At 67.9% G+C, this 12,779-nt stretch carries 14 protein-coding genes; 1 reads left to right on the forward strand and 13 read right to left on the reverse strand.

The window, feature by feature from the left end; translation table 11 throughout:
• Positions 1 to 54 precede the first annotated feature (54 nt).
• From FHU13_RS13010 to FHU13_RS13050, 9 genes are all read right to left on the reverse strand, one after another.
• Entirely contained in the window at positions 55 to 2,007 is a 1,953-nt protein-coding gene (locus FHU13_RS13010) for a PrkA family serine protein kinase (protein WP_183436299.1), read from the reverse strand.
• Positions 2,008 to 2,266: 259 nt separating this feature from the next.
• On the reverse strand, positions 2,267 to 2,740 hold the full coding sequence (locus tag FHU13_RS13015) for a 4-aminobutyrate aminotransferase (RefSeq protein ID WP_183436300.1): 474 nt from the start codon (positions 2,738 to 2,740) through the stop codon (positions 2,267 to 2,269).
• 149 nt (positions 2,741 to 2,889) lie between these two features.
• Positions 2,890 to 3,309 carry a hypothetical protein gene (locus FHU13_RS13020; protein WP_183436301.1) on the reverse strand — a complete coding sequence of 140 codons (420 nt, stop codon included), beginning with the start codon at positions 3,307 to 3,309 and terminating at the stop codon, positions 2,890 to 2,892.
• Positions 3,310 to 3,429: 120 nt separating this feature from the next.
• Positions 3,430 to 3,912, reverse strand: a complete 483-nt coding sequence (locus FHU13_RS13025) for a MerR family transcriptional regulator (protein ID WP_183436302.1) — start codon at positions 3,910 to 3,912, stop codon at positions 3,430 to 3,432.
• Positions 3,913 to 3,977: 65 nt separating this feature from the next.
• On the reverse strand, positions 3,978 to 4,304 hold the full coding sequence (locus tag FHU13_RS13030) for an integration host factor subunit alpha (RefSeq protein WP_012453923.1): 327 nt from the start codon (positions 4,302 to 4,304) through the stop codon (positions 3,978 to 3,980).
• A gap of 207 nt (positions 4,305 to 4,511) precedes the next feature.
• The gene (locus FHU13_RS13035; protein WP_183436303.1) at positions 4,512 to 5,492 is read right to left on the reverse strand and encodes a beta-ketoacyl-ACP synthase III; all 981 of its coding nucleotides are present in this window, start codon (positions 5,490 to 5,492) and stop codon (positions 4,512 to 4,514) included.
• Between the two features lie 33 nt (positions 5,493 to 5,525).
• Positions 5,526 to 6,596: a phosphate acyltransferase PlsX gene (plsX, locus tag FHU13_RS13040; RefSeq protein WP_183436304.1), complete on the reverse strand. Its 1,071-nt coding sequence runs from the start codon at positions 6,594 to 6,596 to the stop codon at positions 5,526 to 5,528.
• Positions 6,597 to 6,759: 163 nt separating this feature from the next.
• On the reverse strand, positions 6,760 to 7,278 hold the full coding sequence (locus FHU13_RS13045; protein ID WP_183436305.1) for a DUF177 domain-containing protein: 519 nt from the start codon (positions 7,276 to 7,278) through the stop codon (positions 6,760 to 6,762).
• The gene (locus tag FHU13_RS13050; RefSeq protein WP_183436306.1) at positions 7,275 to 7,859 is read right to left on the reverse strand and encodes a ubiquinol-cytochrome C chaperone family protein; all 585 of its coding nucleotides are present in this window, start codon (positions 7,857 to 7,859) and stop codon (positions 7,275 to 7,277) included. Before FHU13_RS13050 ends, FHU13_RS13045 begins: the two co-directional genes overlap by 4 nt.
• Positions 7,860 to 8,016: 157 nt before the next feature.
• Between FHU13_RS13050 and FHU13_RS13055 the strand changes: the two genes are divergently transcribed.
• The gene (locus tag FHU13_RS13055; RefSeq protein WP_183436307.1) at positions 8,017 to 8,514 is read left to right on the forward strand and encodes an outer membrane protein assembly factor BamE; all 498 of its coding nucleotides are present in this window, start codon (positions 8,017 to 8,019) and stop codon (positions 8,512 to 8,514) included.
• On the opposite strand, the gene FHU13_RS13060 is transcribed toward FHU13_RS13055, so the two are convergent.
• The 4 genes from FHU13_RS13060 to FHU13_RS13075 all read right to left on the reverse strand — a co-directional run bounded on the left by FHU13_RS13060 (position 8,451) and on the right by FHU13_RS13075 (position 12,671).
• Positions 8,451 to 9,185, reverse strand: coding sequence for an HAD hydrolase-like protein (locus FHU13_RS13060; RefSeq protein ID WP_183436308.1), 735 nt, complete (start codon positions 9,183 to 9,185; stop codon positions 8,451 to 8,453). The two genes, FHU13_RS13055 and FHU13_RS13060, sit on opposite strands and share 64 nt — an antisense overlap.
• A gap of 95 nt (positions 9,186 to 9,280) precedes the next feature.
• Positions 9,281 to 10,369, reverse strand: a complete 1,089-nt coding sequence (locus FHU13_RS13065; protein ID WP_183436309.1) for an alkene reductase — start codon at positions 10,367 to 10,369, stop codon at positions 9,281 to 9,283.
• Between the two features lie 155 nt (positions 10,370 to 10,524).
• Complete coding sequence (locus FHU13_RS13070; RefSeq protein ID WP_183436310.1) at positions 10,525 to 11,037, reverse strand: GNAT family N-acetyltransferase; 513 nt, start codon at positions 11,035 to 11,037, stop codon at positions 10,525 to 10,527.
• On the reverse strand, positions 11,034 to 12,671 hold the full coding sequence (locus FHU13_RS13075; protein WP_183436311.1) for a glucan biosynthesis protein G: 1,638 nt from the start codon (positions 12,669 to 12,671) through the stop codon (positions 11,034 to 11,036). Before FHU13_RS13075 ends, FHU13_RS13070 begins: the two co-directional genes overlap by 4 nt.
• Between the last annotated feature and the right edge of the window lie 108 nt (positions 12,672 to 12,779).

Here is a 12,779-nt window from a genome sequence, read left to right on the forward strand (position 1 = left end):
GTCGAGGGACAAAGGTGCGAAAGTGCGGCGGATGCCGGAGGGCCGGAGCCCGCCTCACCCCGCCTGCTTCACGCGCATGTACCATTCCACCAGCCGCCGGACCTGCCGCTCGGTGTAGCCCCGGTCGGTCATCCGGTCGACGAACTCGCCGTGCTTCTTCTCGGTCTCACTGTCCTTCTTTGAGCCAAACGAGATCACGGGCAGCAGTTCCTCGACCTGGGAGAACATCCGCCGCTCGATCACCTCGCGCAGTTTTTCGTAAGACGTCCAGGACGGGTTGCGGCCGCCGTGCTGCGCCCGCGAGCGCAGCGCGAACTTCACCACCTCGTTGCGGAAATCCTTCGGATTGGCGATGCCGGCGGGTTTCTCGATCTTGGTCAGCTCCTGGTTCAGGAGCTCGCGATTGAGAAGCTGGCCGGTCTCCGCGTCCTTGAAGTCCTGATCCTCGATCCAGGCGTCGGCGTAGTCGATGTAGCGGTCGAACAGGTTCTGGCCGTAATCGTGGTAGGATTCGAGATAGGCCTTCTGGATCTCGTGGCCGATGAACTCGGCGTAGCGCGGCGCGAGTTCGGTCTTGATGAACTCGATGTAGCGCTTTTCGATCTCCGGCGGCAGTTGCTCGCGCCGGATCGCCTGTTCCAGCACGTACATCAGGTGAACCGGGTCTGCAGAGACTTCCGTCGTGTCATGGTTGAAGGTCGCCGCCAGCACCTTGAAGGCGAAGCGGGTCGAGATCCCGTCCATGCCCTCGTCGACGCCGGCCGTGTCCTTGTACTCCTGCATCGAGCGGGCGCGGGGATCGACCTCACGAAGGCTCTCGCCGTCGTAGACCCGCATCTTCGAGAACAGGTTGGAGTTGGCGTGCTCGCGGAGCCGCGACAGCACCGAGAAGCGGGCCAACATCTCCAGCGTGCCCGGGGCGCAGGCCGCCGTGGACAGCTCCGAGCCCGAGATCAGCTTCTCGTAGATGCGCTGCTCCTCCGTGACCCGGAGGCAGTAGGGCACCTTGATGACGTAGATGCGGTCGATGAAGGCTTCGTTGTTCTTGTTGGTCTTGAACGACTGCCACTCGGCCTCGTTCGAGTGCGCCAGGATCACACCGGTGAAAGGGATCGCGCCGATATTTTCGGTGCCGACATAGTTGCCCTCCTGCGTCGCCGTGAGCAGGGGATGCAGCATCTTGATCGGCGCCTTGAACATCTCGACGAATTCGAGAACGCCCTGGTTCGCCCGGTTGAGCCCGCCCGAGTAGGAGTAGGCATCCGGATCGGCCTGGGAAAGCGTCTCGAGCCGGCGGATATCGACCTTGCCGACGAGCGAGGAGATGTCCTGGTTGTTCTCGTCGCCCGGTTCGGTCTTGGCGATGGCGATCTGGCGCAGGCGCGAGGGCCGCACCTTGATCACCTTGAAGCGGGAGATGTCGCCGTCGAACTCGTCGAGGCGCTTCAAGGCCCAGGGGCTCATCAGGCCGGTGAGGCGGCGGCGCGGAATGCCGAAGCGCTCTTCGATCTCCCGGCCCATGATTTCGGGGTCGAACAGGCCGAGCGGGCTCTCGAAGACCGGCGAGACCTCGTCGCCCGCCTTCAGCACGTAGATCGGGTGGACCTCCATCAGCGCCTTGAGTCGCTCGGCGAGCGACGACTTTCCGCCGCCGACGGGGCCGAGCAGGTAGAGGATCTGCTTGCGCTCCTCCAACCCTTGAGCGGCATGGCGGAAGAACGAGACGATCCGCTCGATCGTCTCCTCCATGCCGTAGAACTCGGCAAAGGCCGGATAGACCCGGATCGTGCGGTTCATGAACACGCGGCCGAGGCGCGCGTCACGGGCGGTGTCCACCATCTCCGGCTGGCCGATCGCATCAAGGATGCGCTCGGCGGCCGAGGCGTACATCAGCGGGTTGTCGCGGCACGCCTCAAGATATTCGGAGAGGGTCATCTCCGTATCGCGGCGCGCTTCATAGCCGCGAGCGAAGCTCTGGAACAGGTCGTTCGTCGAGTGCAGCGGCATTCGAACACCCCCTTCAGGCTGATGACAGCTTCATCCTGTCTCGGGTCGAACGCAACCGACATTGCGGGTTTTGTCGCACCGCCCACAGGAGGGCCGTCCTGCGTGTGAAACGGGACACACTCAAAGTTGGCCGGGATTTAGCGCGAGCTTAACCGGCGTCCGATATGGGACGGCGGCCTCCGGCTCGATGTCGGAGGCTTCTAAAATCAGTCGAAATTGCTGCGATGCAGCGTGACCGCGTTTACGACTGTCTCTCTGATCAGAGATCGGTGCCGCTCTTCTTCTCGTCCTTGGACTTGTCGCCCTTGTCGACGGTGATGCGGATATCGCGCTTCTCGACCTCGCCATCGGCATTCTTGATCTCGACAACGACCCCATCGGAGCCGGTATAGCCGCTGTTGGGCTGGTAGAAGATCGCCTGGACCTCGGCGTCCTTGTTCGGGCAACGGTATTTGGACGGGGTCTTCAGCTTGCCGGCCTTGGTGATGAGCGAGCCGGATGTCGGCGGCGTCACCACCTTGATCTCGGGCATTGGGCCGAGCGAGCAGTCCTTCTTCAGGTTCGGCACGATGACGAGGCGGGCCTGCTTGCCGGCGGGCACGGTCTCGCTGCGGGTGACGGTGGTCTGCGCAAGGGCCGGCCCGGCGAGGCAGAGCCAGGAGGCTGCAACGGCGGTGGCGAGGGCGGCGGGCAGGGCCGCAATCGGTTTCGCGGCAGAGGTCGGCAGATCCATCGGCGTTTCCTTGAGCGTCGTCGCGCGCCCTGTCGGCGAGCGGCCGGGCGATCCGGCCTCGGCGCCGCAGGGCGCAAGCGAGGATGTGGGGAGGTCGGAGGCCCGCGTCGAGGCTTGCCGCCTCGAATCTTGTCGGATGCGATGCCCGCTCAGTGCTGCAGCGCAGCAGCAACCGTGCCGGCCACGCGGGCGATCTGGGCCTCATCGAGCTGGCCCGCCAACGCCTGGGTCAGTGCCTTCTCGACGCGCTCACGCTCGCCGAGATCGGCGAAGGGCGCGGACGGGATGTCACCATCGGCGAGGTCGCAGACCCGGCGGATGGTGTCGGCAGCCTTGAGCAGGGTCTCCCGATCGGCCGGCCCCATGTCCCAGAGCGGTGCGCGCAGCCGGCTGATGACCCGCCGCGCGTCGCGATACTCGCGATCCACCGTGGTCGAGGCCTCGATCTGGCTGACGAGAAACATCAATTCCAGAACCTCGTTGGCGGCCTCCGGGCAAGCGCGCACGATCCGCATCACGCGGGCGATGAGTTCCTGGGTCGGAGACATCCGGGAGCGAGGGGGGGCCATGGCGCCTCAACGCCGGTCCGCCGGTAAAGTTCAGCCTACATCTGCGCATGGCGAGGCCGGAGCGCGCGGAAATCCGTGAGGCGAGTCAATGCCTTGCGCGCAAGCGAGTTGCGGTAGGTCTTAGGCGGCCTCGTGATCCGCCTCGTCGAGGCCCGCGAGCAGGGCCCGGCAGGCGCGCAGTTCGGCGAGCGCCCCCTCCAGAGCCCGGCGATCCGAGGCGGCGGCCTCGACGCTCTCCTCGTCCCGATCGGAGCCGGTCGGCGCGCCGACCTCCGCCTCGCCGCGGCCGAGCGCCTGGACGAAGCGCACGCCGTTCTCCTTGAGGACGCGCTGCGCCCCGCGGATGGTGTAGCCTTTTCCGCGCAGCAGACAGCTCACGCCCCGGAGAAGGTCGATATCCTCCGGCCGGTAGTAGCGCCGCCCGCCCGCCCGCTTGATCGGCTTGATCTGGCTGAACCGGCTCTCCCAGAAGCGCAGGACGTGCTGGGGTACGCCGAGTTCCTCGGACACTTCTGTAATGGTGCGGAAGGCGCCGGGGCTCTTCTCGCTCCGCTCCTCGCCGGCGACGGAGTCAAGGGTGGGGGATTCCAGCGGTAAACCCATCGGCAGCCCCATGGCAGCGCCTCAAACCGATCTGTGCGGGAGCGAACCGGGAAGGCCCGGCCGGATCACTCATCCTCGTCCGCGTCGAGCCCGTTGACGTGGCCGCCGTTGATGCGCGCCTTGAGCACGTTCGACGGCTTGAACACCATGACCTGCCGCGGCTCGATCTCGACCTCGACGCCGGTCTTCGGATTGCGGCCTATGCGCTTGCCCTTCGAGCGCACCACGAAGGAGCCGAACGAGGACAGCTTCACCGTCTCGCCCGAGGACAGGCAGTTGCAGATCTCACCGAGCACCGTCTCGACCAGGGCGGCCGATTCGGCTCGCGACAGGCCGACCTGCTGGTAAACGGCCTCGCTCAAATCCGCGCGTGTGACCGTCTTGCCTGCCATGCGCTCCCCCTTCTGGCCGAGTTTTTCGCCTCCGCACCGTCCTTTTCGGGACGTGCGGACGCTGTCTCCGCTCAAACGTCGCGTGAGTCCCCCGAAACGGGATCTCGCCGTGTATCTCTATGATCGCACAGGCTAATCGGCAGAAGGACGACGGTCAACAGAACCTTGCGGTTGACATAAAACCCGAGCCTGTGCGGGGAGCCTCGACTACCAGCGCAGGAGCGCGGCGCCCCAGGTGAAGCCGCCGCCAATTGCCTCGATCATCACGAGATCGCCCTCACGGATGCGCCCGTCGCGGCGGGCAGCGTCCAGCGCCAGCGGGATCGACGCGGCCGAGGTGTTGCCGTGGCGATCGACGGTGAGCACCACCTTCTCGCGGGCGATGCCGAGCTTGTCGGCCGACGCCTCGATGATCCGCCGGTTGGCCTGATGCGGCACGAACCACGCGAGGTCGTCCGCCGTGGTGCCGGAGGCGCGGAACGCCTCCTCGATCACGTCGGTCACCGAGCCGACGGCGAAACGGAACACCTCGCGACCCTCCATGCGCAGCTTGCCGGTGGTACCGGTCGAGCCGGGGCCGCCATCGACGTAGAGCTTGGCGCGGTGGCGCCCGTCCGAGCGCAGGCAGCTCGACAGCACGCCGCGATCCGCACTCGTACCCTGGCCGTCGCAAGCCTCCAGCACGATGGCGCCCGCGCCGTCGCCGAACAGGACGCAGGTGGTGCGGTCCTCCCAGTCGAGCAGCCGCGAAAAGGTCTCGGCGCCGATCACCAGGGCGCGCTTGGCGCCCCCCGTCGTCAGGAAGCGGTCGGCAGTGGCCACCGCATAGACGAACCCGGCGCAGACCGCCTGGAGGTCGAAGGCGAAGCCGCCCTCGATCCCGAGGGCTGCCTGGATCTGGGTGGCGGAAGAGGGGAAAGTGTGGTCGGGCGTCGAGGTCGCGCAGATCACGAGATCGATGTCGGCGGGCGAAAGCCCGGCGTCGTCGAGCGCCGCGAGCGCCGCCCGCGTGCCGAGCACCGAGGTCGTCTCGTCGGCGCGCGCGATATGGCGCTGGCGGATGCCGGTGCGCTGGACGATCCACTCGTCGGAAGTCTCGATCCCGCGCTCGGCGAGGTCTGTGTTCGTGACGACGGTTTCGGGCAGGTACGCCCCGCAGCCGACCACGACGGAGCGCCGATGCGCCATCAGAACCGTCCCTTTCTCACTTCTGTGCCGGGCTCACTTCTGGGCCAAGCTGGCATCGAGCCCGGCGCTCACACCGGTGGCGACCGCCGGCGTCTGCTCCAGCATGTCACGAATCGTTCGCATCAGGTCGTAGCGCGCCATGTCGTGGGCAAGATCGACCGCCGCCGCGAACCCTTGCGCGTTCTCCGAGCCGTGACTCTTGATGACGATGCCCTCAAGCCCGAGGAACACGCCGCCATTGGCCCGGCTCGGGTTCATCTTCTCGCGCAAAGCCGCGAAGGCTTGGCGCGCGAACAGGTAACCGATTTTGGCCGAGAGGGTCCGCCCCATCGCCGCCTTGAGGTAGGAGGCGATCTGCTTGGCGGTGCCTTCGGCCGTCTTGAGGGCGATATTGCCGGTGAAGCCCTCCGTCACCACCACATCGGTGGTGCCACGTCCGAGATCGGTGCCCTCGACGAAGCCGTGATAGGAAAAGTTGGCTGGCTCGGACTCGCGCAGGAGGCGGGCAGCCTCTTTCACGGCCTCGTTGCCCTTCATCTCCTCGGTGCCGACATTGAGCAGGCCGACCGTCGGCCGCTCGACATCGAGGACGATGCGGGCCATGGCCGAGCCCATCACCGCCATCTCGACCAGATGCTCGGCATCGGTGCCGATGGTGGCGCCGACATCGAGCACCACGCTCTCGCCGCGCACGGTCGGCCACAGGCAGGCGATGGCCGGGCGCTCGATGCCGGCCATGGTCTTCAGGCAGATCTTCGACATCGCCATCAGCGCGCCGGTATTGCCGGCCGAGACCGCGGCCTGGGCCTCCCCGTCGCGCACCGCCTGGATCGCCCGCCACATCGAGGACTTGCCCCGACCCTGGCGGACCGCCTGGCTCGGCTTGTCGTCCATCGCGACCGAGACGGTGGTGTGGCGGATCTCGACGGCGCCCTTGAGGCGCGGCTCGGCCTCGACGAGGGGACGCACCACCGCCTCGTCGCCGAACAGGATGAAGTGGAGTTCGGGGTGCCGCTCACGGGCGATGGCCGCGCCGGGCACGACGGTCGTGGGGCCGTGATCGCCGCCCATGGCGTCGAGCGAGATGCAAACGCGGTTCGACATGGTTCCTTCGGGGCGCCGCGGGGAGCCGGCGGGCAGCGAGCGTGAAGGGGCATCACAGGCCCCGGAATCGGCGGCGCAAAATAACGGCAGCGCCCCGCCGGGCAAATAAAAACTCACCCGTCGTCGTGACGGCAGCGCTCGAGGGGGCCGGGCGGCCCACCCGTCACCCGTTGTCCTGACCGAGCTTGGCCTTCAGCGCCGCGAGGTCGGAGAACGGCAGCGGATCGTCGCCGACCGTGACCGCGTCGAAGGCGACGCCGGGCTTGCGCGGGTAGGGATCGAGGCCGAGCGCCAGGAACTCCGCGGTCAGCACGCCGAAATCGACGCGCCCGTTCACGATCGGGTCGGGCAGATCGACATCCTCGGCTTCCGTGCCCTCCAGCATGTCGGCATTGGTGAACTCCACCTCGACGGGCTCGGAGACCTTCGCCTCGAACGGCTCCAGCGTGACCGTACAGACCTGGGTCACGAAGGCCTCGACCCGGCCCTCGGCCCGCAGCCGGGTCAGCGAACCGCTCAAGGTGAAGCGGCCGACGAGGTCGCGGATGGCGGGGATCTTGTAGTCGCGGGCGAGCGCCTCGCACTCGGCCGGGCTCGCCTCGACCACGATCTCGGCGCGGTCCTTGGGCAGGCGCTCGACGTTGACGGAGCGGGAGAGCGGCCCCTCGGCCTTACGCGTCATCGGTCGTCTCCTGAATCACCTGTCGCGGGCGCAGGCTCCGAGGTGCGCTCCGGCAGGGGCTCCGGGAAGCGCGGCCCCTCACCGAGCAGGCCGTCGAGATCCTGCTCCGCCAAAGCCGCCGCGGCGGCCTCCACATAGGCCGCCAGCGGCCGGGCAGCGTCGAGTTCGGTCCCGTCGAGCACGTTGCGGGCGAGCGTGCCGGCAAGCGCCTCCCGGTCGCCCGTATCGAGCGCCGCGCCGTAGGCTCCGGCACGGGCATAGAACGAGGCACCGAGCTTCTTGATGCGCTTGGGGACACCCATGTCGCCGATGCCGAGCTCGCGCAGCGAGGCGTCGAGCTGCATGAAGACGGAATCGACCAGATCCTGCGCCACGTCCGCGGCGGGCGGCGGCAACTGGCCGAGGCGGCGCAGCACGAGGATCACGTGCAGGCTCAAGCCCTCGAACCGGCCCTCCACGGTGTCGGGCACGCCGAGCGCCGTATAAAGGCCGGGACGGCGCGCGGCCTCGCCGATCCGCTGATGCAACGACTGGATCGTCCGCCGCCGCCGGTCGGCGCGGCGGAATAAGCCCGCGATCATACGTTCCACCGGATGTGCCGACGCTGTGGCCAAGCTTGCCTTGTCAAAGCCATAACCCCGCGGTACGGCAACCGCGGACCAGGGTGCAAGTCCGAAGATGCGCGCGTTCAAACGCGCCGCGGATGAAAACCCTTTTGACAGAAAATCAGGGGGGCCGATGTCGCGCCGTCTCGTCTCGTCGCTTGCCCGCGCGGCCGTTCTCGGCGCCGTCGCGGTCGGCGTATCAGGCTGCATCGGCGAGGATATCCGCCACGGCTATCAGATTGATCAGGCCGCTCTGGCCACGGTGAAGCCGGGTATGGGCGCCGAGCAGGTTCTGCAGATCCTCGGCACTCCGTCCACCGTCTCCACGGTCGGCAACAAGTCCTGGTACTACATCAGCCAGAACACCCGCCGCACGGTGATGTTCCTGGGTGAGCAGGTCGAGGACCAGAAGGTCACGGCGGTCTACTTCAACCAGGGTATGAAGGTTGAGCGCGTTGCGCTCTACGGCCTGCAGGACGGCCGCGTGTTCGACTTCATCGAGCGCACGACGCCAGCCAGCGGCGCCGACCGCGCCTTCATCAGCCAACTCTTCCGCGGCCTGACCCGCTACGAGCCGTTCGGCAGCGGCGCGGGCGCCTCGGTCGTGCCCGGCGCCCGCACGGGGCAGTAAGAGCGTCCGTTCGAACCCGCGAGGGCCGGCGCGACCTCGCCCGGTTCGGCAAATAGGTGGACCGGCCTCGCGCCGGCTAGAGCCTCGGGGCTGTTATAGCCCCAGGCCACCGCGGCGAAGGCGCAACCGGCCTGCGCCGCCGCTTCAGCGTCCCGAAGCTCATCGCCCACCGCCAACATCGCAGCCGGTTCGACGCCGGCAGCCCGCGCGACCGCGCGCAGATGGCGGGCCTTGCCGAAGAGCGAGGCGCCGCAATCGTAGTGGCGGATCAGCCCGGCCGATGCGCGAAGCGCCCGCCGGACATTCGCCTCGCTGTTCGAGCTGACGACGGCGAGCCGAAATCCCGCCGCGTCGAGATCCGCCAGCATTTCCGGCACACCGGGAAACAGCCGCACCTGCCCGGCATCGCGGGTCGCCAGCGCGCGCATGTGGCGGGCGATCAGGGGCACCTTCCAGGCGGGAATGCCGAGATCCTTCAGGATCGCCCGCGCACCCAGACCGCGTAGCCGTTCGGTCTCATCCGCCTCGACCCGGCGGAAGCGGTAGCGGGCGGCTACCTCGTTGAGGTTGTCGCAGAACCAGCGGAAGGTGTCGGCGAGCGTCCCGTCGAAGTCGAAGGCGATAAGGCGGTTGGGGGCCGCTGCGGAGCCCCCCGATGCTGTGACGCTCACGGGATCAAGCCTCCGGACGGACGAAGGCGGCCCCGCTCCCGCGAGGCCGCCTTCCGTGACGATCGTGCGAGCGGCCCGAGAGGGCCGGCTCGGCCTTACGCCGCCTTCTGCGACAGCGTCGGGTAATCGACGTAGCCTTCCGGCCCCTGGCTGTACCAGGTCTTCATGTCGTCCTTGGCGAATGGCAGACCCTTGGCGATGCGCTCGACCAGGTCCGGGTTCGCGATGTAGGGCCGACCGAAGGCGATGGCATCGGCCTCGCCCGAGGCGACCGCTTCCTTGGCGCGCTCGGCGTCGTAGTCGCAGTTGAGGATGACCGGACCGCCGAAGCGCTGCTTGATGACGGGGGCCACCGGCGCCACCGTCGCCTTGCCGAAGGTGCCGTCCGGACCGGGCTCGCGCATCTCGATGAAGGCGAGGCCGACGCGCTCCATCATCTCGGCGGCAAGCCCGAAGACCTCGTGCGGGTTCGAATCGTCCACGCCCTGGATCGGGCCGTTGGGCGAGAAGCGGATGCCGGTGCGATCCGCGCCGACGACGCCGGCCACGGCCTGCGCCACCTTGGTCACCAGCCGCACCCGGTTCTCGACCGAACCGCCGTAGCGGTCGCTGCGCTTGTTGCTGCCGTCGCGGATGAACTCGTCGAGCAGGTAGCCGTTCGCCGCATGGATCTGCACGCCGTCGAAACCCGCCGCGACGGCGTTGCGCGCGGCCCGCTCGTAATCGGCGATGAGCCGCGGAATCTCCTCCTCACGCAGCGCCCGCGCCTGGCTGTAGGGCTTCTTGCCCGTGTAGGTGTGCGCCTCGTCCGGCGCCGTGGCGACCGAGGGGGCGACCGGCGGCTCGCCGCCGAGGAAGTCGGAATGGACGAGGTAGCCCATGTGCCAGAGTTGGCAGACGATGCGGCCGCCCGCGTCGTGCACGGCCTTCACCACCGGCTTCCAGGCTTCAGTCTGCTCGTCGGACCAGATCCCGGGTGCGTAGGGCCAGCCGAGTCCCTCCTGGCTGATACCGGTGGCCTCGGAGATGATGAGGCCGGCATCGGCGCGCTGGGCGTAGTACTCGGCCATGATCGGCGTCGGGACATGGGTCCGCGTGGCGCGGGCGCGGGTCAGCGGGGCCATGAGGATGCGGTTCGGCAGCTTCAACGCGCCGAGCGTAATCGGGTCGAAAAGTGAGGGCATTCGAGACTCTGTCTGGAGGGGGCGGCTCTCGGGAGCGCTGCGTGGTCAGCGCGAAAGCGGCCTTCGGATGGGCTGAACCTTGTATCCGACCGGCCGGTTCGCCAGTGCGCTGTCGCACCTGCGACGCGGCGCACAAACCAAGGTGCCTCTAGACTTTACCTCTCGGTAAGCACCTTCTCGTAGCACCACGCCTCCATGCCATCCTCGTAATAGTCCGGCTTCGTCCCGGTGCGCGCATAGCTGCCCCGCTCATAGAGGCGGATGCCGCTGCCGTTGTCCGCCCGAACTTCGAGGCGCAGCCGCTGACAGCCATGGGCGCGGGCATCAAGCTCCGCCGCCTGCAAGAGCTGGCGACCGAGCCCGAGCCCGGCGCGAGCGGGCGCCACGGCGAGCGAGGAGAGCCGGGCGACGCGGCTGGTGCGCCGCCGTTCCATCGTGGCGGCACCGACGAGGATTTCGGCCTCGCCGCCCTCCACCGGTTCCCGCACGGTCGCGACCAGAAGGGTCATGCTGATCGAGCGGATCGCGTGGCGGATCGCCCGCCGCTCGGCGCGATCAGTGGTGAAGGCAGTGTGTTCGAGCGCCACAAGCGCGTCGAGGTCGGCGAGACGGGCCGGCCGGATCTCTACGGGCAAGCGGGCAGCGACGCGCTTACTCCGGGTGCTCACGCCACGCTCCAAGGATAAGACCACGTCTCGGTCAGCGCCTGGTCGCCCTTCCTCAGATAGACCCGCAACTCGGTGGTACTCGGCCCGTCGAGCCGCACGTCGAGGGCGACGCGAAAGCCGCCGATATGGGAATTCGGCACGATCGAGGTCGCGGCGATCCGACCGCTGCTCGCGCTGGCCACGACTTCGGGCGGCGCCGGATCGCCGAGACGCTTGTCCAACTCCCCGCCGCCGAAGTCGATCAGGAAGCGCCGGCTGCGCAAGGCGACCGCGTCCGCGGCCCGGCGGGCAGCGCCGCTGGCGGCGGGTTCGGCGACGAAGGTGTTCACCACCTTGCCGTTCGGGTGGAGATCCTCGCCGGCGAGCGCGCGAAGCCGATAGGCGAGCCGCACCGGCCGACCCACCGGATAGGGCTGCTTCGGGCGCCAGAAGGCGACGATATTGTCAGCGGTCTCGTTGTCGGTCGGCAGCTCCATCAGCACGACACTGCCCTCGCCCCAGGAACCCTCCGGCTCGACGAAATAGCCGGGGCGCCGTTCGTAGCCGGCTTCCAGATCCTGGTAGCTGGCAAAGTGGCGGTCGCGCTGCATCAGCCCGAAGCCTTTCGGCTCGCGATCAAGGAAGGTCGAGATCTGCCGGCCGTGCGGATTGTCGAGCGGCCGCCACAGCCATTCGCCGGAGCCCGTGGCGAGCTGCAGGCCATCCGAGTCGTGGAGTTCCGGCCGGTAATCGTCGCTGTGGCCGCGGTCGGTCTCGCTGATGAAGAACATTGAGGTCAGCGGCGCGATGCCGACGGAGGACAAGTCCTGCCGGGGATAGAGCGTGGCGCTCACCCGCACCGTCGTGTTTCGGCCCGGCTCGACCGTGAAGCGGTAGGCACCGGCGACGGAGGGGCTGTCGAGCAAGGCATGGATCGTCAGGGCCTTGGCTTCCGCGGGCGGCACCTCGATGAAGAAGGCACGGAAGAAGGGAAACTCCTCCTTGTCAGAGTCCGTGCCGATCGCGAGGGCACGGGCCGAGAGGCCGTAGAGCTGATCCTGTCCGAGGAAGCGGAAATAGCTGGCGCCGACGAAGACGATGAGCTCGTCCAGGCGGTCGGGCCGGTTGAGCGGCGCGTGGATCCGGATGCCGGCAAAGTTCAGGTCGCTCGGCAGCGTCCCCTCAATCCGCGTCCTGCCGAAATCGAACAGAGCCGGATCGTAGGCGATCGGCGTGCTGACGCCGTCGCGCACGAGGCTCACCGCGACGGGCCGCGGATAGAGAAAGCCGCGGTGGAACAGTTGGAGCCGGAACGGCCCGCCGGCCTCGCCGAGGAAGGCACGCTCCTTCCGGAAGCGGATGTCACGATAGGCATCGTAATCGAGGCCCGCGAGCGGTGCCGGCAGCGGCGGGAAGCTTCCATCGAAGGGCTGCGCAGCAAGTGCCTGTGCCCAGCTTTCGACCGCACCGGGCCCGAAGGGAAGGCGCTCATTGTAGGGAAGGCCATTCGCCTTGTCGTCGGCGGCCGCCGGCAGGGAAGCGGCGAGCCCCGCGGCGGCCAGCCCTGACATGACAACCCGGCGCGAAGGCGCGCTCATAGGTGTCGTTCCATCGGCATGGCCCTTGGTGGCGTGATGGCCTTTGGCGCGGATCATGACCCCATCCCGAAATGCCACGGTTCAATGGCTGCTTCGGTCGGGCTTGGGAAGGGGCCGTCCGGGTTGGCGCGAGAGGTCACTGCGTCTTTCGCGCCACAATCCTGC

It is taken from the genome of Methylobacterium sp. R2-1 (assembly GCF_014191355.1).
GTDB lineage: Bacteria > Pseudomonadota > Alphaproteobacteria > Rhizobiales > Beijerinckiaceae > Methylobacterium.

What these genes read in the sequence shown, in the direction of transcription:
- FHU13_RS13010 (WP_183436299.1), bottom strand. Translation starts at nt 2,007, where the DNA reads ATGCCGCTGCACTCGACGAACGACCTGTTCCAGAGCTTCGCTCGCGGC.
- FHU13_RS13015 (WP_183436300.1), bottom strand. Translation starts at nt 2,740, where the DNA reads ATGGATCTGCCGACCTCTGCCGCGAAACCGATTGCGGCCCTGCCCGCC.
- FHU13_RS13020 (WP_183436301.1), bottom strand. Translation starts at nt 3,309, where the DNA reads ATGGCCCCCCCTCGCTCCCGGATGTCTCCGACCCAGGAACTCATCGCC.
- FHU13_RS13025 (WP_183436302.1), bottom strand. Translation starts at nt 3,912, where the DNA reads ATGGGTTTACCGCTGGAATCCCCCACCCTTGACTCCGTCGCCGGCGAG.
- FHU13_RS13030 (WP_012453923.1), bottom strand. Translation starts at nt 4,304, where the DNA reads ATGGCAGGCAAGACGGTCACACGCGCGGATTTGAGCGAGGCCGTTTAC.
- FHU13_RS13035 (WP_183436303.1), bottom strand. Translation starts at nt 5,492, where the DNA reads ATGGCGCATCGGCGCTCCGTCGTGGTCGGCTGCGGGGCGTACCTGCCC.
- plsX (WP_183436304.1), bottom strand. Translation starts at nt 6,596, where the DNA reads ATGTCGAACCGCGTTTGCATCTCGCTCGACGCCATGGGCGGCGATCAC.
- FHU13_RS13045 (WP_183436305.1), bottom strand. Translation starts at nt 7,278, where the DNA reads ATGACGCGTAAGGCCGAGGGGCCGCTCTCCCGCTCCGTCAACGTCGAG.
- FHU13_RS13050 (WP_183436306.1), bottom strand. Translation starts at nt 7,859, where the DNA reads ATGATCGCGGGCTTATTCCGCCGCGCCGACCGGCGGCGGCGGACGATC.
- FHU13_RS13055 (WP_183436307.1), top strand. Translation starts at nt 8,017, where the DNA reads ATGTCGCGCCGTCTCGTCTCGTCGCTTGCCCGCGCGGCCGTTCTCGGC.
- FHU13_RS13065 (WP_183436309.1), bottom strand. Translation starts at nt 10,369, where the DNA reads ATGCCCTCACTTTTCGACCCGATTACGCTCGGCGCGTTGAAGCTGCCG.
- FHU13_RS13075 (WP_183436311.1), bottom strand. Translation starts at nt 12,671, where the DNA reads ATGATCCGCGCCAAAGGCCATCACGCCACCAAGGGCCATGCCGATGGA.